General features: G+C 70.9%; 20 protein-coding genes. 9 read left to right on the forward strand and 11 right to left on the reverse strand.

Annotated elements, in window-relative coordinates; all coding sequences use genetic code 11:
- The first annotated feature begins 20 nt into the window (after positions 1-20).
- Both ACFZDI_RS28100 and ACFZDI_RS28105 read left to right on the forward strand, forming a co-directional pair.
- Positions 21-1,064, forward strand: a complete 1,044-nt coding sequence (locus ACFZDI_RS28100; RefSeq protein ID WP_391254099.1) for a substrate-binding domain-containing protein — start codon at positions 21-23, stop codon at positions 1,062-1,064.
- Positions 1,061-1,966, forward strand: a complete 906-nt coding sequence (locus tag ACFZDI_RS28105; protein WP_391254100.1) for a PfkB family carbohydrate kinase — start codon at positions 1,061-1,063, stop codon at positions 1,964-1,966. Before ACFZDI_RS28100 ends, ACFZDI_RS28105 begins: the two co-directional genes overlap by 4 nt.
- Positions 1,967-2,045: 79 nt before the next feature.
- Here ACFZDI_RS28105 and ACFZDI_RS28110 read toward each other — a convergent pair whose 3' ends face one another.
- A complete protein-coding gene (locus ACFZDI_RS28110; protein ID WP_391254101.1) occupies positions 2,046-2,915 on the reverse strand; it encodes a helix-turn-helix domain-containing protein in 870 nt (289 codons plus the stop codon).
- 101 nt (positions 2,916-3,016) lie between these two features.
- On the opposite strand from ACFZDI_RS28110, the gene ACFZDI_RS28115 reads away from it, so the two are divergent.
- On the forward strand, positions 3,017-3,568 hold the full coding sequence (locus ACFZDI_RS28115) for a YceI family protein (protein WP_234847339.1): 552 nt from the start codon (positions 3,017-3,019) through the stop codon (positions 3,566-3,568).
- Positions 3,569-3,631: 63 nt separating this feature from the next.
- Here the strand turns inward: ACFZDI_RS28115 and uvrA are convergent, their stop codons facing one another.
- The gene (gene uvrA, locus ACFZDI_RS28120; protein WP_391254104.1) at positions 3,632-6,673 is read right to left on the reverse strand and encodes an excinuclease ABC subunit UvrA; all 3,042 of its coding nucleotides are present in this window, start codon (positions 6,671-6,673) and stop codon (positions 3,632-3,634) included.
- A gap of 222 nt (positions 6,674-6,895) precedes the next feature.
- On the opposite strand from uvrA, the gene ACFZDI_RS28125 reads away from it, so the two are divergent.
- On the forward strand, positions 6,896-7,588 hold the full coding sequence (locus ACFZDI_RS28125; RefSeq protein WP_391254106.1) for a maleylpyruvate isomerase family mycothiol-dependent enzyme: 693 nt from the start codon (positions 6,896-6,898) through the stop codon (positions 7,586-7,588).
- Between the two features lie 10 nt (positions 7,589-7,598).
- On the forward strand, positions 7,599-8,255 hold the full coding sequence (locus tag ACFZDI_RS28130) for an MBL fold metallo-hydrolase (protein ID WP_361116063.1): 657 nt from the start codon (positions 7,599-7,601) through the stop codon (positions 8,253-8,255).
- 294 nt (positions 8,256-8,549) lie between these two features.
- On the opposite strand, the gene aroQ is transcribed toward ACFZDI_RS28130, so the two are convergent.
- A complete protein-coding gene (gene aroQ, locus ACFZDI_RS28135; protein ID WP_234847335.1) occupies positions 8,550-9,023 on the reverse strand; it encodes a type II 3-dehydroquinate dehydratase in 474 nt (157 codons plus the stop codon).
- Positions 9,024-9,361: 338 nt separating this feature from the next.
- Between aroQ and ACFZDI_RS28140 the strand changes: the two genes are divergently transcribed.
- Together ACFZDI_RS28140 and ACFZDI_RS28145 are read left to right on the forward strand one after the other, a co-directional pair.
- On the forward strand, positions 9,362-10,408 hold the full coding sequence (locus ACFZDI_RS28140) for an LD-carboxypeptidase (RefSeq protein WP_391254518.1): 1,047 nt from the start codon (positions 9,362-9,364) through the stop codon (positions 10,406-10,408).
- 95 nt (positions 10,409-10,503) lie between these two features.
- The gene (locus tag ACFZDI_RS28145) at positions 10,504-11,778 is read left to right on the forward strand and encodes an MFS transporter (protein ID WP_391254109.1); all 1,275 of its coding nucleotides are present in this window, start codon (positions 10,504-10,506) and stop codon (positions 11,776-11,778) included.
- Positions 11,779-11,846: 68 nt separating this feature from the next.
- Here the strand turns inward: ACFZDI_RS28145 and ACFZDI_RS28150 are convergent, their stop codons facing one another.
- From ACFZDI_RS28150 to ACFZDI_RS28180, 7 genes are all read right to left on the reverse strand, one after another.
- Positions 11,847-12,947: a calcium:proton antiporter gene (locus ACFZDI_RS28150; protein WP_391254111.1), complete on the reverse strand. Its 1,101-nt coding sequence runs from the start codon at positions 12,945-12,947 to the stop codon at positions 11,847-11,849.
- Between the two features lie 82 nt (positions 12,948-13,029).
- Positions 13,030-13,332 (reverse strand): hypothetical protein, encoded by a 303-nt coding sequence (locus tag ACFZDI_RS28155; protein ID WP_391254113.1) that lies wholly within the window; start codon positions 13,330-13,332, stop codon positions 13,030-13,032.
- Positions 13,333-13,462: 130 nt separating this feature from the next.
- On the reverse strand, positions 13,463-14,464 hold the full coding sequence (locus ACFZDI_RS28160) for a TerC/Alx family metal homeostasis membrane protein (RefSeq protein ID WP_391254115.1): 1,002 nt from the start codon (positions 14,462-14,464) through the stop codon (positions 13,463-13,465).
- 222 nt (positions 14,465-14,686) lie between these two features.
- Entirely contained in the window at positions 14,687-16,723 is a 2,037-nt protein-coding gene (locus ACFZDI_RS28165; RefSeq protein ID WP_391254117.1) for a TerD family protein, read from the reverse strand.
- A 77-nt stretch (positions 16,724-16,800) separates the two neighbouring features.
- Positions 16,801-17,379 carry a TerD family protein gene (locus ACFZDI_RS28170; RefSeq protein WP_234849816.1) on the reverse strand — a complete coding sequence of 193 codons (579 nt, stop codon included), beginning with the start codon at positions 17,377-17,379 and terminating at the stop codon, positions 16,801-16,803.
- Between the two features lie 138 nt (positions 17,380-17,517).
- Positions 17,518-19,662, reverse strand: a complete 2,145-nt coding sequence (gene uvrB / locus ACFZDI_RS28175) for an excinuclease ABC subunit UvrB (RefSeq protein WP_391254119.1) — start codon at positions 19,660-19,662, stop codon at positions 17,518-17,520.
- 40 nt (positions 19,663-19,702) lie between these two features.
- Positions 19,703-20,569: an MHYT domain-containing protein gene (locus ACFZDI_RS28180; protein ID WP_391254121.1), complete on the reverse strand. Its 867-nt coding sequence runs from the start codon at positions 20,567-20,569 to the stop codon at positions 19,703-19,705.
- A gap of 289 nt (positions 20,570-20,858) precedes the next feature.
- Here ACFZDI_RS28180 and ACFZDI_RS28185 point away from each other — a divergent pair, with 289 nt between their 5' ends.
- Together ACFZDI_RS28185 and ACFZDI_RS28190 are read left to right on the forward strand one after the other, a co-directional pair.
- On the forward strand, positions 20,859-21,731 hold the full coding sequence (locus tag ACFZDI_RS28185; RefSeq protein WP_234849813.1) for a glycerophosphodiester phosphodiesterase family protein: 873 nt from the start codon (positions 20,859-20,861) through the stop codon (positions 21,729-21,731).
- 52 nt (positions 21,732-21,783) lie between these two features.
- Positions 21,784-22,338, forward strand: a complete 555-nt coding sequence (locus tag ACFZDI_RS28190; protein WP_234849812.1) for a methylated-DNA--[protein]-cysteine S-methyltransferase — start codon at positions 21,784-21,786, stop codon at positions 22,336-22,338.
- A 72-nt stretch (positions 22,339-22,410) separates the two neighbouring features.
- On the opposite strand, the gene ACFZDI_RS28195 is transcribed toward ACFZDI_RS28190, so the two are convergent.
- On the reverse strand, positions 22,411-22,839 hold the full coding sequence (locus ACFZDI_RS28195; protein WP_234849811.1) for a VOC family protein: 429 nt from the start codon (positions 22,837-22,839) through the stop codon (positions 22,411-22,413).
- Positions 22,840-22,906: the final 67 nt, after the last annotated feature.

The following is a 22,906-nucleotide window of genomic DNA, read 5'->3' on the forward strand; positions in this document are numbered from 1 at the left end:
AAGCGGAGGAGGGAACGCCCATGGCGACCATGGCCGATGTCGCGCGCAGCGCCGGTGTTTCCGTGGCGACGGTCTCTCACGTGCTGAACGGGACCCGGCCGGTGCTGCCGCACACCCGCCAGGCGGTGCTGGACGCCGTGGAGGAGCTCGGCTACACCCCGAACACGCTGGCCCGTTCCCTGGTGACTTCCCGCACCCGGTCCATCGGCCTGGCGGTGTCGGCGATCAGCAATCCCTACTTCACGGAGATCCTCCAGGGCGTCGAAGCCGCCGCGCTGGAGGCCGGATACAGCCTGCTGCTCGCCGATCCGCACGACGACCCGGAGCACGAGCGCAAGGTCGTCCAGCTGCTGCACGAGCGCCGGGTCGACGGCCTGATCGTCGCGCCCTCCGCCGATCCGCGCGGGCTGCTCGCCTACCTGGGGCGGCACGACGTACCGGCCGTGTTCCTGGACCGGGTGGTGGACGCGCCCGGCAAGAACGGCGGTCCGCACGTCGACCAGGTGTGCGCCGACAACGCCGAACCGATGTCCCGGCTGGTCACCCACCTCGCCGGGCTCGGTCACCGGCGGATCGGACTCGTGGCGGGGCGGCCCGGGCTCAGCACGACGAGCGAGCGGATCACCGGGTACCGCAGTGGTCTGGCCTTCGGCGGCCTGGCGTATGACGAGCGGCTGCTGGTGCACGGCGACTCGGAGTCGGCGGGTGCCGAGCAGGCGACCGGGGCCCTGTTGTCGCTGGGGGTGCCGCCCACCGCGCTGGTCACCGGCAATAACGCCATGACCATCGGCGTGCTGCGTGCGCTGCGTGCGCACGGCCTGTCCGTGCCGGGTGACATCGCCCTGTGCTGTTTCGACGACTTCGCGTGGGCGGATCTCTTCTCGCCCCGGCTCACCGCCATCGCCCAGCCCGGCAGGGACATCGGCGCCCGCGCCGTCCACGTGCTTCTGGAGCGGCTCGCCGAACCGGGCCGGCCGGTCCGGACCGTGCGGCTGCCCTGCACCTTCGTCCACCGCACGTCGTGCGGCTGCCCGAGCCCGTCCGAGGAAGGAACCCCGTCGTGATCGTCGTCGCCGGTGAGGCACTGATCGACCTGGTACCGCAGGGCACGGGTGCCCTGGCGGCGCTGCGGCCCGCGCTCGGGGGCGGCCCGTACAACACGGCCGTGGCGCTGGGCCGTCTCGGCTCCCCCACCGCTTTCTGCTCCCGGGTGTCGTCCGACGCCTTCGGACAGGCCCTGCTGGACGGACTGAGCGCGTCCGGGGTCGACGTGTCCCCGGTGCAGCGGGGCACCGAGCCGACGACGCTGGCCGTCGCCACGGTCGGCGCGGACGGCTCGGCGGCCTACTCCTTCTACGTCGACGGGACGGCCGACCGGCTGTTCGAGGCGCCCTCCGCGCTGCCGTCCGGGACCCGGGCGGTGTCCTTCGGCACCTGTTCCCTGGTGCTGGAGCCGGGCGCGAGCGCCTACGAGGAGATGATGCGCCGGGCGTCGGCACAGGGCCTGTTCACCGCGCTGGACCCGAACATCCGGCCCGGGCTGATTCCGGACGCGGACGCCTACCGGGCGCGGTTCAAGAGCTGGCTGCCGTCGGTGTCGCTGCTGAAGTTGTCCGCGGAGGACGCGGACTGGCTCGGGGGCACGCCCGGGGAATGGCTGGCGGCGGGACCGGACGCGGTCGTGATCACGCGGGGCGGTGACGGCCTGACCGCCTTCACCGCCGACGGGGAGTACACGGTGCCGGGCGAACGCGTCGAGGTCCTGGACACCATCGGCGCGGGCGACACGGTCAACGCGGCCCTGCTGCACGGGCTTGCCGTGCGCGACGCCCTGAGCACACGGGGCCTGGCCGAACTGGGCCACGCCGGCTGGACGGAACTGCTGGCGTTCGCGGCCCGCGCGGCGGCGATCACCTGCTCACGCGCCGGGGCTGAGCCGCCGTACGCGCGCGAGCTGGAGGGCTGACAGGCCGGACGCCCCGCGACCACCGCCCGTGGAGGACCGGGCCGCCGGGGCCCTGTGCGCCTCGTACCCGGTCGGGGCTTCAGCCGGTCTCCCCCACCGCCACCGCCCGCAGCGCGCCGGGGCGGCGTCCGTTGAGGCGGTCCAGGGCGATGGCCGTCGCGTCGTCCGCGGGCAGGTGGACGACGAGGTGCTGCCCCTCGTCGGGAAGCGTGAGCGTCTCGTTCAGCAGCCGCAGGGGCCCGGCCTCCGGGTGCTCGATGTGCTGGGAGGCCGTCCGTCGGGGCGCTGCGGCCAGGTCGGCGAACCGGTCGGTGAACTCCGCACCCGCCGTCACCGTCAGCTCGTCGGCCAGCTCGGCGAGATACGGGTCCCGGAGGGGGACGCCGTGCCGGAGCCGGGCGACGAGGTCGTCGGCCACCCGGTCCCAGTCCCTGTAGGCGTCGCGGGCCCGGGCGTCGGTGAACAGGTACCGCAGCAGGTTGGGCCGCTCGTCGTCGAGGAGGCCGAGGGGGCCGACCAGCCGTTCGTAGCCGGCCGTGTGGGCGAGGACGTCGCCGATCCAGTTGACCACCAGCGCGGGAGCCGGCTCCAGCCGGTCCAGCACCGCCCGCACGGTGGGGCGCGCCGCACGGCTGAGCGGCGGGGCCGCCGCACAGATCAGCGGGTCGCCACCGCCCGCCTCCTTGGTCAGGCGACGCAGCAGCGTCCGGTCGGTGAGGGAGAGGTTCAGGGCGTCGGCCAGGGCGCCCAGCACCTGGGCGGACGGGTTGCGGTCGCGACCCTGTTCCAGCCGGGTGATGTACTCGACGCTGACGCCCGCGAGGGTGGCCAGTTCGGCACGCCGCAGGCCCGGGGTACGGCGTCGGGGGCCCGCGGGCAGACCCGCCTCGGCCGGGGTGACGGCTTCACGCCAGGTGCGCAGGAACGTGCCCAACTCGTTGTCGCTCACCCGCCGAACGTACCGGCTGTGCAGACGTGGAGGGTGGCCCCGTCACTACCAGGCTCCGGCCGGTCTCCCTCGGGGACCGGCCGGCCCTCAGGGTGGAGGGCATGACGAATGACACCGCCCTGACGCCCCTGCCGCTCGCCCCCGGTCAGTGGGCCCTCGACCCGTTCCACTCCTCCGTGAACTTCACCATTCGGCACCTGGGCATCGCCAAGGTGCGGGGGCGCTTCGAGCGGCTGGAGGCCGGACTGTTCGTCGGGGAGCGGGTCGAGGACGTGCGGATCTCCGCGACCGTCGACCTGGCCTCGATCAACACCGGCAACACCGACCGGGACGCGCACGTCCGCGCCTCAGACCTCCTGGACGTGGAGAAGCGCCCGACGATGACGTACCGCTCGACGCGGGTGTCGGGCGAGGGTGAGGACTGGACCATGGAGGGGGAGCTGACGATCGGCGAGGTGACCCGCCCGGTGATGCTCGCCGTGGAGTTCGGCGGCCTGGTCGACGTGCCCATGGACGGCAGCCGGCACGCCGGGTTCGAGGCGACGGGCGAGATCCGGCGCAGCGACTTCGGGCTGCACTTCGCTCCCGGTGTGCTCGGCGACGTGGTCAAGATCCAGCTCGACATGCAGTTCGTGGAGCCGAAGGCCGCCTGACCGCACACGGAACGCGCCGTGCCCCACAGGTCGAAGCCTGGGGCACGGCGCGTTCGGCAGGGCTCAGCCCTTGCTGGTCCGGGTCGTCTTCTTCGCGGCGGCCTTGGTGGTCTTGGTCGCCGTCTTCTTGGCGGCCGTACTGTCGACCTTCTTGGTGGCGGTCTTACGGGCCGACGCCGTCTTGGCGGCGACCGTCTTGCGAGCCGCCGTCTTGCGGGCCGTGGCCTTGCGCGGTGCCTTCACCGAGGACGCGTCGCTGACGCGGTCGGCTCCGAGGACCTCCCGCAGGAACTTGCCGGTGTGGCTGGCCGGGACCCCGGCCACCTGCTCGGGCGTGCCCTCGGCGACGACCAGGCCGCCGCCTGCGCCGCCTTCGGGGCCCATGTCCACGATCCAGTCGGCGGTCTTGATCACGTCGAGGTTGTGCTCGATGACGATCACCGTGTTGCCCTTGTCGACCAGGCCGGACAGGACCGTCAGCAGCTTGCTGATGTCCTCGAAGTGCAGACCGGTGGTCGGCTCGTCCAGGACGTAGACCGTGCGGCCGGTGGAGCGCTTCTGCAGTTCGCTGGCGAGCTTCACGCGCTGCGCCTCGCCGCCGGACAGGGTGGTCGCGGCCTGGCCGAGGCGGACGTAGCCGAGGCCGACGTCCTTGAGCGTGTTGAGGTGCCGGGCGATCGCGGGGACCGCCTCGAAGAAGGCGGTGGCCTCCTCGATCGGCATGTTCAGCACCTCGGCGATGGACTTGCCCTTGTAGTGGACCTCCAGGGTCTCCCGGTTGTACCGGGCGCCGTGGCAGACCTCGCACGGGACGTAGACGTCCGGCAGGAAGTTCATCTCGATCTTGATGGTGCCGTCGCCCGCGCAGTTCTCGCAGCGGCCGCCCTTGACGTTGAAGGAGAAGCGGCCGGGCAGGTAGCCGCGGACCTTCGCCTCGGTGGTCTCGGCGAACAGCTTGCGGATGTGGTCGAAGACGCCGGTGTACGTGGCCGGGTTGGAGCGGGGGGTGCGGCCGATGGGCGACTGGTCCACGTGGACGACCTTGTCGACGAGGTCGTCGCCGTCCACGCGCGTGTGCCGCCCGGGTACGCTCCGCGCGCCGTTCAGCTCACGGGCGAGGTGCGTGTACAGGATGTCGTTGACCAGCGTCGACTTGCCGGAGCCGGAGACGCCGGTGACGGCGGTGAACACGCCCAGGGGGAACGAGACGTCGATGTCCTGGAGGTTGTTCTCCCGGGCGCCGTGCACGGTGAGCTGCCGGGAGGGGTCCAGCGGGCGGCGGATCTCGGGCAGCGGGATGGCCTTCTTGCCGGACAGGTACTGGCCGGTCTGCGATTCGGCGTTGGCGAGGAGCTCCTTCAGGGAGCCGCTGTGCACGACCTTGCCGCCGTGCTCGCCGGCGCCGGGGCCGATGTCGACGATCCAGTCGGCGGTCTTGATGGTGTCCTCGTCGTGCTCGACGACGATGAGGGTGTTGCCCATGTCGCGCAGCCGGACGAGGGTCTCGATCAGCCGGTGGTTGTCGCGCTGGTGCAGACCGATGGACGGCTCGTCGAGGACGTAGAGGACGCCGACGAGGCCGGAGCCGATCTGGGTGGCCAGGCGGATGCGCTGGGCCTCGCCGCCGGACAGGGTGCCGGCCGCGCGGTTCAGCGAGAGGTAGTCCAGGCCGACGTCGACCAGGAACCGCAGCCGCTCGTTGACCTCCTTCAGCACGCGCTCGGCGATCTTCTTGTCGCGGGCGGTGAGCTTCAGTTCGCCCAGGAAGTCCGCGCAGTCGCTGATCGACATCGCGGCGACCTCGGCGATGGACTTGTCCATGATCGTGACCGCGAGGACGATCGGCTTCAGACGCGTGCCCTCACAGGTGGGGCAGGGCACCTCGCGCATGTAGCCCTCGAAGCGCTCGCGGCTGGAGTCGCTCTCGGCCTCGCTGTGCCGGCGCTTGACGAAGGGGACGGCGCCCTCGAAGGCCGTGGTGTACCGGCGTTCGCGGCCGTAGCGGTTGCGGTAACGGACCTCGACCTGCGTCTTGTGGCCGTGGAGCAGGGCCTTCTTGGCGCGCTGCGGCAGGCCCGCGAAGGGGATGTCCGTGCGGAAGCCCAGCGCGTCGGCGAGCGCGCCGATCAGGCGGCCGAAGTAGTCCTTGGTGTGGCCGTGCGACCACGGGTGGATGGCGCCTTCGTCGAGGCTCTTGTCCGGGTCGGGGACGATGAGCTCCGGGTCGACCTCCATGCGCGTGCCGATGCCGGTGCAGTCGGGGCAGGCGCCGAAGGGCGAGTTGAAGGAGAAGGAGCGGGGCTCGAGCTCCTCGAAGGACAGGTCGTCGTACGGGCAGTACAGGTGCTCCGAGAACATGCGCTCGCGCTCGGGGTCGTCCTCGGGGAGGTCGACGAAGTCGAGCACGACCATGCCGCCGGACAGGCCGAGGGCGGTCTCCACGGAGTCGGTGAGGCGGCGCTTGGCACCGTCCTTGACGGTGAGACGGTCGACGACCACCTCGATGGTGTGCTTCTCCTGCTTCTTCAGCGTGGGCGGGTTCGACAGCTGGATGGTCTCGCCGTCCACCCGCGCGCGGGAGTAGCCCTTGGTCTGGAGGTCGGAGAAGAGGTCGACGAACTCGCCCTTGCGCTCGCGCACCAGCGGCGACAGCACCTGGAAGCGGCTGCCCTCGGGCAGCTCCAGGACCCGGTCGACGATGGCCTGCGGCGACTGGCGCGAGATCGGGCGGCGGCACTCGGGGCAGTGCGGCTTGCCGATGCGCGCGAAGAGCAGGCGCAGGTAGTCGTAGACCTCGGTGATGGTGCCCACGGTGGAGCGCGGGTTGCGCGAGGTCGACTTCTGGTCGATGGAGACGGCCGGGGAGAGACCCTCGATGAAGTCGACGTCCGGCTTGTCCATCTGGCCCAGGAACTGCCGGGCGTAGGAGGAGAGAGACTCCACGTAGCGCCGCTGTCCCTCGGCGAAGATGGTGTCGAAGGCCAGCGAGGACTTGCCCGACCCCGACAGGCCCGTGAAGACGATGAGCGAGTCGCGCGGGAGGTCGAGCGAGACGTTCTTCAGGTTGTGCTCGCGCGCTCCACGAACGATGAGACGGTCGGCCACGCCGGTCCGCACCTTTCTTGAGAGAAGTGACAGGGGCGGGGCCCCCGTCTTTCTCAGACTAGGGGGAGCCACTGACAACGCCGGTCGGATTCACGGGTTGCCAACAAACCCCGGCTCTCCAGCATGCCCGACGCCACGTCCGACCATATAGCACGTGCTTTCGATTTACGGCACTCGTTCACCACCTTCACCCGAAGGAGTGGCGCGGCTAGGGTCAGCACCATGATTGATCACGCTCATGACCTGGCATCTGTACGTGACGCGACGGAACGGCTGCTGACCGCAGTCGGTGCACTGGACAACGCGGCTGTGACGGAGCCGTCACGGCTGCCCGGCTGGAGCCGGGGCCACGTACTGGCCCACCTCGCCCGCAACGCGGACGCCCTTGTGAACGTCCTGCGGGGCCGCCCCATGTACGCCTCCGGCGAGGCGCGGGACGCCGACATCGAGCGGGACGCCCCGCGGGCCCTCGACGTGCAGCTCGCCGACCTGCGCGAGAGCGCCGCCCGCTTCCAGCAGGCGGGGGACGCTCCGGCGGACTGGACGCGCACGGTGGAGCTGCGCAACGGGGTCACGGACTCCGCGTCCCGGGTGCCGTTCCGGCGGTGGGTCGAGGTGGAGCTGCACCACGTGGACCTGGGGATCGGCTACGAGCTGGAGGACCTGCCGGCGGACTTCACCGAACGGGAGATCGACTTCCTGGCCGACCGGTTCACCGGGCACCCCGACGTGCCGGCCACCCGCGTCACGGACGGCACGCGCGCGTGGAGCACCGGACGGAAGCCCGGGGAGCACGGGCCCGAGGTGACGGTCACGGGCACTCCGGCCGACCTGCTGGGCTGGCTCGCGGGCCGCCGCGACGGGTCCGCGCTGTCGTCGGACGGCGGACCGCTTCCGGCACTGCCGCCGCTATAGGCTGACGGACATGACGTACAGCGGAGAGGTGACGGTCGGCGGACCGGCCGATGTGCACGAGCTCAAGGACCTGATGATCACCAAGATCGCGGTGGGTCCGATGAACAACAACGCCTATCTGCTGCGCTGCCGGGCCACGGACGAGCAGTTGCTGATCGACGCCGCCAACGAGGCGGACACACTGCTCGGCATGATCGGTGGCGACGGCATCGCGTCCGTCGTCACCACCCACCGGCACGGCGATCACTGGCAGGCGCTCGCCGAGGTCGTGGCGGCCACCGGGGCCCGCACCTACGCGGGCCGGGAGGACGTCGAGGGCATCCCCGTACGGACCGACGTGCCGGTCGACGACGGGGACACCATCCTGGTCGGGCGCGTGGAGCTCACCGCGCGCCACCTGGTCGGGCACACGCCCGGCTCGATCGCCCTGGTCTACGACGACCCGCACGGGCATCCCCATGTGTTCACCGGGGACTGCCTGTTCCCCGGTGGTGTGGGCAACACTCATCAGGATCCGAAGGCGTTCGCCAGTCTCATCCACGACGTCGAGACCAAGATTTTCGACGCGCTCCCGGACGAGACCTGGGTCTACCCGGGGCACGGCAACGACACGTCCCTCGGCGCGGAGCGCCCGCATCTGCCGGAGTGGCACGCGCGCGGGTGGTGAACGGCGTGCAGGGGGCGCGGTCGGGTCCGAGTGTTCGCGGGGCGTGCTCGGCGTGACTGGTGCGCCGCGCACGCGCCCCGTGTGAATCGTTCGCGCACGCCGGTGTCGCACATGCGCTCCCCCCACGCGTCGTCGCGCAGTCAACTGGGCTCAGCCCCGCGCAGGATGACGGCTCCTGAGCGGATGGGCCGCCGGCCTGTCGTTCCCCGCCCTCGGCCGGCGGCCCCGGCGCACGCCGACGCGACGCCCGTGTAAAGGGCGTCCGCCATGACCGACGGGGCTTACCGTGACGGCTCAGGTGTCCGCCGTGCCCGTCCCTGCCAGTGCCGCCACCCGCTCCACGCCGAACACGTACCCCTGCACGCCGCAGCCCGCGATGACCCCGTCGGCGCGCAGCGAGACGTAGGAGTGGTGCCGGAACGACTCGCGCTGGTGGATGTTGGAGATGTGGACCTCCAGCACCGGCAGGCCGTCGCAGGTGTTGAGGGCGTCCAGGATGGCGACGGAGGTGTGCGAGTAGGCACCGGGGTTGATCACGATGCCGCAGTGGTTCAGTCGCGCCTCGTGGATCCAGTCGACCAGCTCGCCCTCGTGGTTGGACTGGCGGAAGTCGACCGTACCGCCGTGTGCGGCCGCCGCCTTGGCGCACAGGGCCTCGACGTCGGCGAGGGTGTCGGAACCGTAGATCTCCGGCTGGCGCTGGCCGAGCAGGTTCAGATTGGGGCCGTTGAGGATCATGATCGGGGCGTGGGCCAGGGTGCGGGGCACGGTTCCTCCGGTCCGTTCGGGGTCGTGCGGCCCGTGGCGGACCGCGCTGCTCACAGCCGGTCTATCACGGCGCGCGTACGGGTCTCGCCCCGCTGAGCACGCCGATCACGGCCCGGGGTGCACGCCGGGTCCCGCCCCCTCGGGATGCCGCTCGTGACCCCGTGCACACGCCGGCCCCGCCCGCTCGGCATGCCGCTCGCGTCCCCGTGCGCACGCCGGCCCCGCCCGCTCGGCATGCCGCTCGCGTCCCCGTGCACATGGCCGGTTTTATCTCGGTGCGCCGGGCGCACGCCGGGTCGTAGCCTCCCCGCATGACGAGCCCGACGAGCCCGACGAGCCTGACCAGCCCGGCCTATCCGCCGAAGCCGTCCCCCGGTGACCGCATCGCCGTGATCTCGCCCTCCTCCGGCCTGCCAGGACTCTTCCCGCTCCCCTACGAGCTCGGTCTGCAGCGGCTGCGCAAGGAGTTCGGGCTGGAACCGGTGGAGTACCCGGCGACCCGCACCATGGGCTCCACGCCACGGCAACGGGCCGACGACATCCACGCCGCCTTCGCCGACCCGGAAATCAAGGCGGTCATCGCGTCGATCGGAGGCGACGACCAGATCACCGTGCTGCCGTACCTGGACCGGGAGGTGATCCGGGCCAACCCGAAGCCGTTCTTCGGGATGAGCGACAACACGAACCTGCTCGCGTTCCTGCGCTCCTGCGGCGTCGTCGCGTTCCACGGCGCCAGCGTCATGTGCGAACTGGGCCGTCCCGGCGCCATGCACCCGCAGACCGCCGAGTCCCTGCACGCGGCCCTGTTCACCCCGGGACCGTACGAGCTGCGGCCCGCCGAGCGGTGGCGCGACATCGACAGGGACTGGGCGGATCCGGCGACCTTCGACGCGGAGCCGGAGACCCGGCCCGGTACCGGCTGGACCTGGGTGAACCCCGACCGGGTGGTCGAGGGCCGCAGTTGGGGCGGCTGTCTGGAGATCCTCGCCTGGCTGCTGATGGCCGACCGGGAGATCGCCCGGGACCTGTCCGCTTACGACGACGGCGTGCTGCTCCTGGAGACCTCGGAGGACATGCCGAGCGCCACGGAGGTCTTCCGCACCCTGCGCGGCATGGGCGAACGCGGGCTGCTGCAACGCTTCGCCGCCCTGCTGATGGGCCGGCCCAAGACCTGGTCCTTCGATCACCCCACCACGCCGGAGGAGGCGGCGCGTTACGCGGGCGACCAGCGCGAGGCAGTCCTGCGCGCCATGCGGACCTACGCCCCCGGCACCACGATCGTCTTCGACGTGGACTTCGGGCACACCGATCCGCAACTGGTGATCCCGTACGGCGGCACGGTGCGCGTGGACGGACCCGCCCGGCGCATCACGGTCACGTACTGAGGGCCCCCGAGACCCTCCACGCGCCCCCGTAACCGGCAGTCACGGTGGGTAGTTGACGCGGCATGCACGACGTACGCACCGTAAGGGCACCCTCCATGCCGCGCCTCGCGGCCGCCTCGCTCGCCGGTACCGCCATCGAGTTCTACGACTTCTTCGTCTACGGAACCGCGGCGGCCCTGATCCTGGGGCCGTTGTTCTTCCCGACCTTCTCTCCGATGGCCGGGACGCTGGCCGCCTTCGCCACCTTCGGCGTGGGCTTCGTGGCACGGCCGCTCGGCTCGGTCCTGTTCGGGCACATCGGGGACCGGCGCGGACGGCGCCCGGTCCTCGTCGCGTCCCTGCTGCTGACCGGGGCCTCCACGGTCGCCGTCGGCTTCGTCCCGACATACGACTCGATCGGCGTGGCCGCTCCCCTGCTCCTGCTCGTCCTGCGCTTCCTCCAGGGGCTGGGGCTCGGCGGCGAGTGGGGCGGGGCGGTGCTGCTGGCCGTGGAACACGCACCGGCCCGGCGGCGTGTGCTGTGGTCGAGCTTCCCGCAGGTCGGGCCCGCGCTGGGGTTCCTGATCGCCAACGGGGTGGTGCTGGGGCTGTCCTCGGCGCTGACCGAGGCGCAGTTCGCCGCGTGGGGGTGGCGGGTGCCGTTCTGGGCGGCGGGGGTGCTGGCCGCCGCGGGGCTGTGGCTGCGGTCGTCCCTCGCGGAGAGCCCGAGCTTCCTCGGGATCGACGACCACGCGCGCGTGCCGCTCGCCGAAGTCGTCCGCCACCACTGGCGGCTCCTGCTGCTGACCGGCGGCGGACTCGCGATCGGCTACGCGATCTTCTACGCCGTGACGACCTGGTCCCTCGCCTACGGCACGGAGCGGCTCGGGGTGAGCCGTGGCGTCATGCTGACCTGCATCATGGGCGCGGTGCTGGTGAAGGGGGCCCTCACCCCGGTGGTGGCGCTGCTCGGTGACCACTACGGCCGGCGGCCCCTGTGCCTGACCGGGTGTGCGGCCGCCGCCCTGTGGATGTTCCCGATGGTCGCGCTCCTCGCCACCGGGGCACCGCTGCCGATGTTCCTCGGGTTCCTCGGGGCGATGCTCGCCTTCACCACGATGTTCGCCGTGATCGCCGCGTATCTGCCGGAGCTGTACGAGCCGCGGGTGCGCTGCACCGGCGCCGCCGTCGGCTACAACCTGGGCGGGGTCCTCGGAGGAGCGCTCACGCCGATCGTGGCGACCGCGCTCGCCGAGCAGGGCGGGCGGGTGCCGTGGGGTGTGGCCGCGTATCTGACGGCGATCGCACTCTTCAGCCTGGGGTGCTTCGCGTTGCTGCCGGAGACGCGCCCGGTGCGGGTGGGCAGTGCTGCCGAGGCAGCGGCGGGATGAGCCGGGCGGGCAGCGCTGCCGGGTGAGCCGCATGGTGTTTTCGCTCTGGCGTGAGCGTTTGGGCGGGCCTACGGGTTGATCGCCAGCTCCAGGTATGCCGCGAACAGCACCAGGTGGACACCGCCCTGGAGCGGCGTGGCCCGGCCCGGCACCACCGTCAGCGAGGCCACCACGACGGTCAGAGCGAGCAGCACCATGTGTGTGGCGCCGAGACCGAGGACGAGCGGACCGGAGAGCCACAGGGAGGCGAGCGCCACGGCGGGGATGGTCAGGCCGATGCTGGCCATGGCCGAGCCCAGCGCGAGGTTCAGGCTGGTCTGCACACGGTCGCGGCGGGCCGAGCGCAGCGCGGCGATGGTCTCCGGGAGCAGCACGAGCAGCGCGATGATCACGCCGACGACGGCTTGGTGGAGCCCGGCCGCCTCCACCCCCGACTCGATGGTGGGCGAGACGCCCTTGGCCAGGCCGACCACGCCGACCAGGGCCAGGCCGAGCAGGGCCAGGCTGATCCTGGCGGTGGAGGCGGTCGGCGCCTCGGCGTGCTCCTCGACGGTGATGACCTCGCCGTGCCGGGTGATCGGCAGGAAGTAGTCCCGGTGCCGCACGGTCTGTGTGGTGACGAACAAGCCGTACAGGACGAGCGAGGACAGCGCCGCGAAGGTCAACTGGACGGTGGAGAACTCGGGCCCCGGCTTGCTCGTGGTGAACGTGGGCAGGACGAGGCTGAGCGTGGACAGGGTCGCGACCGTGGCGAGTGCGGCGCCGGTCCCCTCCGGGTTGAAGACGGCCGTGCCGTGCCGCAGTGAGGCGACGAGCAGGCACAGTCCGACGATGCCGTTGCAGGTGATCATCACGGCCGCGAAGACGGTGTCCCGGGCCAGGGTCGAGCTCTTGTCCCCGCCGTCGGCCATCAGGGTGACGATCAGGGCGACCTCGATGATCGTGACGGCGACGGCGAGCACGAGGGACCCGAACGGCTCACCGACGCGGTGGGCCACCACTTCGGCGTGGTGCACGGCGGCCAGGACGGCTCCCGCGAGGACCAGGGTCACCAGGGCGACGACCGCCACCGGCAGATCCCGTCCCCAGGTCAGGACCAGCAGCACGACCGCGAGCAGGGGCACCAGGGTCGTCCACCGTGCCGCGAGTCGCCTGCTCCGAGCGATCATGCAGCGATCGTCGCAGAGGTGCTCGGGCCTTGCACTCCGGTGTGCCGGGCTCTTGAGGACGCCCCGAGGCGCCGCTGAGGCGTTACTTGAGGTCCCGCTCGTCCAGGACGTCGCAGTTGGTGTAGACCCGCTCGCCCGTGCTGAGAGCGTCCAGCCGCTGTGCCATCGCGCTGGTCTCGGGGTCGTTGCTGTTACGCATGGCCTCCTCGTACGAATCGAACTCGATCAGCGCCAGGTAGCGGCCGGGCTTGTCCCGGTCCTTCAGCAGCATGCTGTGGGTGGGGCCGTTCGCACGGCCGGCGTTGCGCTGCCCCGCCTCTTCGAGCACCTGCCGCATCTCGTCCAGGCGCTCGGTCTCGAACTCGATGATCTGCACGAACTTCATGACGACTCCAGCCGCCCGCGGCGCCCCCGGGCCGGGGAACGCTTCCAGGAAACAAGCAAGCACCGGGACCGGCGGTCGGCAATTCGCCGAGCACCGATCCCGGTGATGGTTGTCCCTGCGCCCGACGTGGTCAGGCGTCGACACTGTCCTTCGGAGCGCCTCCGCTCTTGTCCTGCGCCCCCTCGGCCGCCGCCTGCTTCTTGGAGGCTCGCAGGCTGGTGATCGTGGTGACGATCAGGACGGCACAGATCACGCCCAGCGAGACCGGGATGCTGATCTCGGGGACATGCACCCCGGACTCGTGCAGCGCGTGCAGCACCAGCTTCACGCCGATGAAGCCCAGGATGATCGACAGGCCGTAGCTGAGGTGGACCAGCTTCTTCAGCAGACCGCCGATGAGGAAGTACAGCTGGCGCAGGCCCATCAGGGCGAAGGCGTTGGCCGTGAAGACGATGTACGGGTCCTGCGTCAGGCCGAAGATCGCCGGGATGGAGTCGAGGGCGAACAGGACGTCGGTGGTGCCGATGGCCAGCATCACGACCAGCATCGGGGTCATGACCCGCTTGCCGTTCTCCTCGATCCACAGCTTGGTGCCGTGGTACCGGTCCGCCACGCCGAAGCGGCGCTCGGCGGCCTTGAGGAGCTTGTTCTCCTCGAACTCCTCGTCCTTCTCCTCGGCCCGGGCCTCCTGGATGAGCTTCCAGGCGGTGTAGATGAGGAAGGCGCCGAAGATGTAGAAGACCCAGGCGAAGCTGGCGAGGATCGCCGCACCGGCGGCGATGAAGATCGCTCGCAGGACCAGGGCGATGAGGACACCGATCAGCAGGACTCGCTGCTGGTACTGCGACGGGACCGCGAACTTCGCCATGATCAGGACGAAGACGAAGAGGTTGTCGACGCTGAGCGACTTCTCGGTGATGAAGCCGGCGAAGAACTCACCGGCGGGCTGGCCACCGCCGAAGATGAGCAGACCGACGCCGAAGAGTGCGGCCAGCACGATCCAGACGATCGTCCAGATCCCGGCTTCCTTGATCGACACGTCGTGCGGCTTGCGGCCGATGAAGAAGTCGACCGCGATGAGGGCGGCGAGGCCCACGATCGTTAGGACCCATAGGGTCAAGGAAACATCCACTGCGCCTCCGGCAGTCGTAACGGCAAATGTCAGCGTCGTCGCTGCCGGAGGTCTCTTCCACCCAAGGATGGGCCGACGCCCCGGGATCTGGCCTGATCCGTATTGACGGGTACGCCGCAGCAGACAGGGAGTACTCCCCTCCGTGCCGTCAACACTACCCAATCACCAAGAACAGGTAAAGTGCTTGGCAAAAGAAAGCCCAAAACCCCAGGTCAGATAGCTTTACGTGAGCTTGGTGCGGGCGATGGCCACCTGCTGGAGCACCTGCTGGAGGATCTGGCTGCCGGGCGGCACCAGTGCCGGCTCGTACGTCCACGCATGACCGACCCACGGGTCGGCGAGGTGATCGTCGGCCACCGGCGTCAGTCGCAACAGCGAACGCCACAGCGGGTCGAGCAAAGGTCCGTACCCGGAGGACTGCTCCCGGTCGGCCACCATCATCAGGTGGACACCGAAGGCGGGGCCCTCGTCGGCGAGGTAGCGCAGCTGGTTCACGGCACGGTCGTCGAAGCCGTGCGGGAAGTCGTTGACGATCAGGAGCTGCTGGGAGGTGTCGAAGCCGGGCGGGAGGGAGTCGGCGGCGCCGCCACGGACCGCCATCTGCACCAGATCGACCCGCTGGGTGAGCCGGCCCAGCACATCCGCCACCCCCGCGGCGCCGAGCGCGGGCGGGGCCGCGAGCACACCCGTCTGCACGAGGGGCACCAACGCCTGCGCCCCCGAACCGGCCGGGTCGATGACGTGGACGGTGAACTCGCCCGCCGGATAGACGGCCAGCAGCCGGGCCGCGTGCGCGACCGCCGTCTCCATGGCGAGACGGGTCATGGTGGCGGAGTCGGTGAACGAATCGTCCAACGATCCGGCCGCCCCGCTGTCGATCCACAGGCCCCGCTCCAGCGGCAGCCGGACCAGCATCGGGATGCGGACCCGGTCGGCCTCCGGCAGGTGGAGGTCGCCCAGGCGCAGGGCCATGGGGATCTCCATCGGCACCCGGTAGCCGTGCCACACCGGGTTGTCCCAGCGGGCGTACGCCGGCGGCAGGGCCGGTTCGACGACGTCGGCCTCGGCGGCGAGCTGGGCGACGTCCCGGTCCAGGGCCTCCCGGGCCTGGGCGACGAGCTCGGCGTGCCGGGCGCGGGCCGCCTCGCGAGCGGCGTCGCCCTGCCCGCCGATCCGGCTGCGCGGGTCGGAGAGGACCTGCTCCAGCTCCTTGTCCATGCGGGACTCGGCGAAGTCGACGGCACTGCGGTAGGCGGCGGTGGAGCGGGCCAGGTCCTCGAACATGCCCCAGACCTGGTTGTAGAGCCGCTCCTCCATGGACCAGCCGGTCGCGTCGCCCGCGACGGGCCGGGCGGGCTGCCCGGGTGCGGCCGGGGGCGCGGTCGGCGGGGGCGGCGGCGGAGCGGCGTTCTGGCGGCGCGGGTGGCTGTAGTCGATCGGGCCGCCGGCCGTCGGCGCGGACGGCTGGGTCACGGCGTCGGAGTCCGGTACGGCGGCGGGATACGACGGCTGCTGGGGTGCGGGCTGCCCGGGAACACCGGACTGCCCGGGACCGCCCGGCGTCTGGCCCCCGTACGGGGACATCGGTGGGACGGGGCCGGTCTGGGGCGCGGTGCCGCCCTGGTCCGGGCCGAGGGCGGGGGCCGCCGCCTGCCGGGAGCGGTCGCCGTCCGCCGTGCGCGGTGGGGGCGCCTGCACTGAGCGGGCCACTCCCTGGGCGACCGCGTCGTTGATGCTGCCGGCGAGCTGGTGGGCCTGCGACAGTCCCTGGTCGGTGAGGAGTTCGGCGAGGCCGCCCGCGTAGCCCTGGCCGACGGCGCGCACCTTCCAGGCGCCCTGCCGGCGGTAGAGCTCGAGGGCGACGACGGCCGATTCGGCCTCCAGGCCGGTGATGGTGTAGTTGGCTATCTCCTCGCCGTCGAGGCCGGTGACCGCGACGAAGGGGGCCGCCACCGCGGCGAAACGGACCGGCCCCGTCCCGCCGACGGGCAGGGCGAGCAGCACGCTGACCCGGTGGACGGTCTCCGGCACGGCGTCGAGGTCCACCGCGAGGCGGTGGTCGGCGGCGGCCTGCCGGGAGACCTCGAGGCCCGGCTGGGTGGGAGCGCCCGGGTGGGCCACCCATTCCACGCCGTGGATCCGGCCGCTCTCGTCGCCGAGTGCCGCCGCGGCCACGAGCGGCGTGCCGGCCGAGATCCGGACCTCCAGACGGGCCTGGGAGAGCGGGTGGTTCTGCCCCCGCACCAGCTCGGCCGTCATCGCCTTCGTCCCCCTGTGTCGTTGTGTCGAGTCGGGTGCTGCTCGCCGGGCCCGCCGGTCCGGGGGCCCGGGTGCGCTCAGAGCACCGGCAGGATCGCCGGCATCAGGTCCTGGAAGGTGCGCCCGTTGGCCGGGTTGCCCAGGGCCGTCATCGTCCAGCCCTGGCCCGCGCGGTGCACCTTGGCCATGATCTGGGCCGTGTACTGGCCGCCGCCGGCGAGCGTGTAGCGGGCGAGCTCCTGGCCGTTGGTCTCGTCGACCAGGCGGCAGAACGCGTTCTGCACTTCCTGGAAGGTCTGGCCCGTGAAGGAGTTCACGGTGAAGACGATCTGGTCGATGTGGACCGGGACCCGGGCGAGGTCGACGAGGATCGCCTCGTCGTCGCCGCCCTGGCCGACACCGCCGACGAGGTTGTCCCCGGTGTGGCGCACCGAGCCGTCGTCGCTCACGAGGTGGCGGAAGAAGACGACGTCGACCGGCTGCTTGTCCGCGAACAGGACGGCGGAGGCGTCGAGGTCGATCTCTCGCGTGCGCGAGCCGAACAGGCCGCGCCGGGGAGCCGCCTGCCAGCCGAGACCCATGCGAACCGCAGTCAGGCTGCCGCCGTCGTTCTTCTGCAGACTGATGGCCTGACCCTTGGTCATGTTGACGGTCACGCGCTGATTCCCCTCTCGAAATCCCCTGTTGCCGCGTGGTCGCGGTTGACCAGAACCCTACGCAGAGGCACTGACGGTGACGTACCCCGGTCCGCACTTTGTGTCGGTCTTGCAACACTGCGCGTACGCGGCAGACCGTCAGGCCAGGCCCGCCTCCTTCATCTGGCGCAGCTCCTTCTTCATCTCGGAGACCTCGTCGCGCAGCCGGGCCGCGATCTCGAACTGGAGCTCGGCGGCGGCGGCCCGCATCCGCGCGGTCAGCTCCTCGATCTGCCCGGCCAGTTCCGCCGCGGGGCGGTCGGTCGGCACGGTCTCGGCGGGCTTGCCCTTGCCCTTGGTGGACTTGGCGCTGCCGGCCGCCTTGCCGAGGGAGGGCACCGGCGCCTTGGTGCCCCCGCCGTCCTTCTTCGCCTTGCGGTAACCCGAGCCGAGCAGCTGCTCGGTGTCGATGTCCTCGCGGGCGATCTGGGCGACGATGTCGTTGATCTTCTTGCGGAGCGGCTGGGGGTCGATGCCCCGTTCCGTGTTGTACGCGATCTGCTTCTCGCGGCGCCGGTTGGTCTCCTCGATGGCCTTCTCCATCGCCGGAGTGATCTTGTCGGCGTACATGTGGACCTGGCCGGAGACGTTGCGCGCGGCGCGGCCGATGGTCTGGATCAGGGAGGTGCCGGAGCGGAGGAAGCCCTCCTTGTCGGCGTCGAGGATCGCCACCAGGGAGACCTCGGGCAGGTCGAGGCCCTCGCGCAGGAGGTTGATGCCGACGAGCACGTCGTACTCACCGGCGCGCAGTTCCCGCAGCAGCTCCACGCGGCGCAGGGTGTCGACGTCGCTGTGCAGGTAGCGCACCTGGATGCCCAGCTCGAGGAAGTAGTCGGTGAGGTCCTCGGCCATCTTCTTGGTGAGCGTGGTGACCAGGACGCGCTCGTCCTTCTCGGTACGCTGCCGGATCTCGTGCACCAGGTCGTCGATCTGGCCCTCGGTGGGCTTGACGACGACCTCCGGGTCGACGAGGCCGGTCGGGCGGATGATCTGCTCGACGAAGCCGTCCGAGCGGGACATCTCGTAGGTGCCCGGGGTGGCCGAGAGGTAGACCGTCTGGCCGATGCGCTCCTGGAACTCCTCCCACTTCAGTGGGCGGTTGTCCAGGGCGGAGGGCAGCCGGAAGCCGTGCTCGACGAGGGTGCGCTTGCGGGAGGCGTCGCCCTCGTACATCGCGCCGATCTGCGGGACGGTGACGTGGGACTCGTCGATGACGAGGAGGAAGTCGTCCGGGAAGTAGTCCAGCAGGGTGTTGGGCGGGGAGCCGGGCGTGCGGCCGTCGAAGTGCATCGAGTAGTTCTCCACGCCGGAGCAGCTGCCGATCTGGCGCAGCATCTCGATGTCGTAGGTGGTCCGCATGCGCAGGCGCTGGGCCTCCAGCAGCTTGCCCTGTTTCTCCAGCTCGGTCAGGCGCTCGGCCAGTTCCTTCTCGATGTCGTTGACGGCCCGCTCCAGGCGCTCGGGGCCCGCGACGTAGTGGGAGGCCGGGAAGACGTAGAGCTGCTGGTCGTCGCTGATGATCTCGCCGGTGACCGGGTGCAGGGTGGACAGCGCCTCGATCTCGTCGCCGAACATCTCGATGCGGACGGCCAGCTCCTCGTAGACCGGGAAGATCTCGATGGTGTCGCCGCGGACGCGGAAGGTGCCGCGGGTGAAGGCCAGGTCGTTGCGCGTGTACTGGATGTCCACGAAGCGGCGCAGCAGCTCGTCGCGGTCGATCTCCTCGCCGACCTTGAGCGGGACCATGCGGTCCACGTACTCCTGCGGGGTGCCCAGGCCGTAGATGCAGGACACCGACGCGACCACCACGACGTCACGGCGGGTGAGCAGCGAGTTGGTCGCGGAGTGGCGCAGCCGCTCGACCTCCTCGTTGATCGAGGAGTCCTTCTCGATGTAGGTGTCCGACTGCGGGACGTACGCCTCGGGCTGGTAGTAGTCGTAGTACGAGACGAAGTACTCGACGGCGTTGTTCGGGAGCAGCTCGCGGAACTCGTTGGCCAGCTGGGCGGCCAGCGTCTTGTTCGGCGCCATGACGAGGGTGGGGCGCTGGAGCTTCTCGATCATCCACGCGGTGGTGGCGGACTTGCCGGTGCCGGTCGCGCCGAGCAGCACGACGTCCTTCTCGCCCGCCTCGATGCGCCGGGCGAGCTCGGCGATGGCCGTCGGCTGGTCGCCGTTCGGCTGGTAGGGGCTGACGACCTCGAAGGGCGCCACCGTGCGTTCGATCTTTGAAACGGGCCGCATGGGATCCACCGTACGACCCCGCACTGACAATGGGCTCTGATCAGCGGTTCTGCGGGGTGCGGGACCCCCGGTGCTCCACGGTGCGGCGGGGGCGGAACCGCAGGCGGCGGGCGGAGTGACGGACGTGGGTGTGGGCGGGGATGCCGGGCTTGGGCTCGACGGGGACGACGGTGGGCCTCCCCATGACCATCAGCGGGTCGAACAAGACCACCACCGCGGCGAGGAGCAGAAAGGCGAGCGGGCCGATCAGCATGGGCGCGAGGAGCGTCGCCGGCGAGTCCCCGGTGGCGGGTTCGCCCGTGCCGTGCAGGTGGACGCTGAGGGCGGCCATGCCGGTGTAGTGCATCCCGCTGACGGCGAGCCCCATGACGAGGCTGGCGCCCACGCTCCACAGGAAGCCCCTGACCTGGCCGGCGGCCCAGAGGGCGGCGGTGGCGGCGCCCATGGCGATGGCGACGGAGATGCCCACGGTGACGGTGTTGTACTCCAGCTTTCCGTCCAGGCTCATGCTGGCCATGCCGAGGTAGTGCATCGACGCGATGCCCAGACCGGTGATGGTGCCGCCGGTGAACAGGGCCGTACCGCGCGCACCCTTGTAGCCGACGATGAAGATCCCGATGCCCACCATGATGATCGCGACGGCGAGGCTCGCGAAGGTCGTCGCCTTGTCGTAGTGGATCGGGACGCCGCGGACCGTGAACCCCATCATGGCGACGAAGTGCATGGTCCATATGCCGGAGCCGATGGCGGCGGAGCCGAGGGCGAGCCAGCCGGGGCGCCAGGACTGGGCGACGACCATGGATCTCGTGGTGCAGCGCAGGCCCAGCGCACCGCCGAGGCAGGCCATGAAGTAGGCCACCAGGGGTGTGACCAGGCCGTAGCTGAATCCGTCGACCGTGCCTTGCATGCGCGGCTGCCCTTTCCGCCCTCGTACGTCCCGGAATTCCTGATGTGCGCCCCCTCCCAGGACCGCACGAGCGGTCAGGGTTGACGCAGAGAGTATGACTCCCACCGGAATGGTCGAACGACTTTCCGGCAAAGAAACACGGCCTTGCCGCAGTTGTGCGGTACCAGTGAGCGGAGTTGGGCGAATTCCGTTCAACGTGTGGCCATCCTGCACCCCTCTCGCGTTGACCCTCTGCTGTCACAGTTGTGCTGTCCGTGATGTCGCCGTTCGTTCGTCGCGAGGAGTACGCATGCACGCGCGCGCTGTCGCCGCCTCGACCACCGCACTCCTGGGGACCGCCGCCCTGTTGTTCCCGCTCTCCCCCGCGCGGGCCGCGGAGGGCGGCGCGTCGCCGCTGGTCATCGCGCACCGGGGTGCCTCCGCCTACGCACCCGAGAACACCCTGGCCGCCGTGGACAGAGCGGCGGAGCTGGGCATCCGCTGGGTGGAGAACGACGTACAGCGGACCAGGGACGGCAAGCTGGTCGTCATCCACGACGACAGCCTGCGGCGCACCACGAACGCCGAGGAGGTCTTCCCCGGCCGGGCCCCTTGGAAGGTGAAGGACTTCACCGCTGCGGAGATCGCCCGGCTGGACGCGGGCAGCTGGTTCGGACGGGCGTACGCGGGTGCGCGCGTGCCGACACTGGACCAGTTCGTGCACCGCCTGGACCGTCACCGTCAGAAGTTGCTCCTCGAGATCAAGAATCCGAAGCTGTACCCGGGCATCGAGCGGCAGACGCTGAAGGTCCTCAACGACGAGGGCTGGCTCGACCGGCCGCATCGGGCGGGACGGCTCATCGTGCAGAGCTTCAGCGCGGCCAGTGTGCGGACGGTGCACAGGCTGAAGCCCGGCGTGAAGACGGCCCTGCTGGGGACACCGCCGATGTCGGACCTGGTCCACTACGCCCGGTTCGCCGACCAGATCAACCCCTCCCACAGCTCGCTCTCCCCGGCGTACGTGTCCTCCGTCCAGAGCTTCGACGGGCCGCACGGCAAGCCGATGAAGGTCTTCGCGTGGACGGTCAACGACGCGAGGACGGCCCGGCGGGTCGCCGGGTACGGGGTGGACGGGATCATCACGAACAGGCCGGACCTGGTGCGGAAGGCCGTGGGAGGCTGATCCGGCGTTCCGCCCGGGCGGCGTTGTCAGTGGCGGGTCCTACTGTGGGCGCATGGACAGCCGAGAGCAGGTCGGGCCGCGGGTCGTGTGGGCGGTCGTCGAGAGCGGGATCGGGCCGTTGCTGCTGGCCGCGAGCCGGGACGGCCTGGTCAACGTCGTGTTCCACGCCACGGACGCGGTCCGGGAGCGAGCGGTCGAGCGGCTGGCGTCGCGGCTGGGCTCCGAGCCCGTCGAGGCGCCCGGCTCCCCCCTGCTGGCCGAGGCGATACGCCAGGTCGAGGCATACCTGGCGGGTGAGCGGCGCGACTTCGACCTGCCGCTGGACTGGTCGCTGATCTCCGGCTTCAACCGGGAGGTCCTGCGCGAACTGGCCTCGGGCGTGCCCTACGGCACGGTCGTCGGGTACGGCGACCTGGCCGGCCGGGTCGGCCAGCCGGGCGCCGCCCAGGCCGTGGGCATGGCGATGGGCTCCAATCCGCTGCCGGTGGTGGTGCCCTGTCACCGGGTCGTCGAGAGCGACGGCGGGATCGGCGGCTTCGGCGGCGGGCTGGAGACCAAGCGGAGGCTGCTCGCCCTGGAAGGCGTGCTTCCGGAGCCGCTCTTTTAGGCGGCGGGCCCGGTCGGTCCTAGTGCCGGGCGGCGGGCCTCGTCAGTCGCACGTGCCGGGCGGCGGGCCTGGTCAGTCGTAGTGCCGGGCCTCGAAGACGTTGCCGTCCGGGTCCCGGAAGTAGAAGCTGCGGGTGGCCTGGCCCTGGGCTCCGAACGAGCCGTGCGCGAGGTCCGACACGGGCACGGAGCGCTCCTGGAGACGGCTGAGCAGCGCGTCGAAGTCGCCGCGGGGCAGGGACAGGCAGACGTGGTTGACCGGGTGCCCGGCGCTGTCGGCGGAGCCGGGCAGCATCGTCATACGCTCGGCGTAGCTCAGCGGCATGAGGTCGAGGATGGTCTCGCCGTTGACGCGCACGGAGGGGAACGGCGCCTCACCCGCCGCGAACTCGGCGAGCCGGACCGCCTGCATGCCGACGGCCTTCTCGTAGAAGTCGGCGGCGGCGAGCGGGTCGCGCACCCAGAGGACGACGTGGTCGAGACGTGGGGTGTGATCGGTCATGTCCCCCAGGCTCGTGACGACTCCGGCGGCCCGCAAGGGTTTGGCCCGGTCCGCCGCTCGCCAGAGA

It is taken from the genome of Streptomyces sp. NPDC007907, from assembly GCF_042959365.1.
Taxonomy (GTDB): Bacteria; Actinomycetota; Actinomycetes; order Streptomycetales; family Streptomycetaceae; genus Streptomyces; species Streptomyces indiaensis.

What these genes read in the sequence shown, in the direction of transcription:
- ACFZDI_RS28100 (WP_391254099.1), top strand. Translation starts at nt 21, where the DNA reads ATGGCGACCATGGCCGATGTCGCGCGCAGCGCCGGTGTTTCCGTGGCG.
- ACFZDI_RS28115 (WP_234847339.1), top strand. Translation starts at nt 3,017, where the DNA reads ATGACGAATGACACCGCCCTGACGCCCCTGCCGCTCGCCCCCGGTCAG.
- ACFZDI_RS28125 (WP_391254106.1), top strand. Translation starts at nt 6,896, where the DNA reads ATGATTGATCACGCTCATGACCTGGCATCTGTACGTGACGCGACGGAA.
- ACFZDI_RS28130 (WP_361116063.1), top strand. Translation starts at nt 7,599, where the DNA reads ATGACGTACAGCGGAGAGGTGACGGTCGGCGGACCGGCCGATGTGCAC.
- ACFZDI_RS28145 (WP_391254109.1), top strand. Translation starts at nt 10,504, where the DNA reads ATGCCGCGCCTCGCGGCCGCCTCGCTCGCCGGTACCGCCATCGAGTTC.
- ACFZDI_RS28150 (WP_391254111.1), bottom strand. Translation starts at nt 12,947, where the DNA reads ATGATCGCTCGGAGCAGGCGACTCGCGGCACGGTGGACGACCCTGGTG.
- ACFZDI_RS28155 (WP_391254113.1), bottom strand. Translation starts at nt 13,332, where the DNA reads ATGAAGTTCGTGCAGATCATCGAGTTCGAGACCGAGCGCCTGGACGAG.
- ACFZDI_RS28165 (WP_391254117.1), bottom strand. Translation starts at nt 16,723, where the DNA reads ATGACGGCCGAGCTGGTGCGGGGGCAGAACCACCCGCTCTCCCAGGCC.
- uvrB (WP_391254119.1), bottom strand. Translation starts at nt 19,662, where the DNA reads ATGCGGCCCGTTTCAAAGATCGAACGCACGGTGGCGCCCTTCGAGGTC.
- ACFZDI_RS28180 (WP_391254121.1), bottom strand. Translation starts at nt 20,569, where the DNA reads ATGCAAGGCACGGTCGACGGATTCAGCTACGGCCTGGTCACACCCCTG.
- ACFZDI_RS28185 (WP_234849813.1), top strand. Translation starts at nt 20,859, where the DNA reads ATGCACGCGCGCGCTGTCGCCGCCTCGACCACCGCACTCCTGGGGACC.
- ACFZDI_RS28190 (WP_234849812.1), top strand. Translation starts at nt 21,784, where the DNA reads ATGGACAGCCGAGAGCAGGTCGGGCCGCGGGTCGTGTGGGCGGTCGTC.
- ACFZDI_RS28195 (WP_234849811.1), bottom strand. Translation starts at nt 22,839, where the DNA reads ATGACCGATCACACCCCACGTCTCGACCACGTCGTCCTCTGGGTGCGC.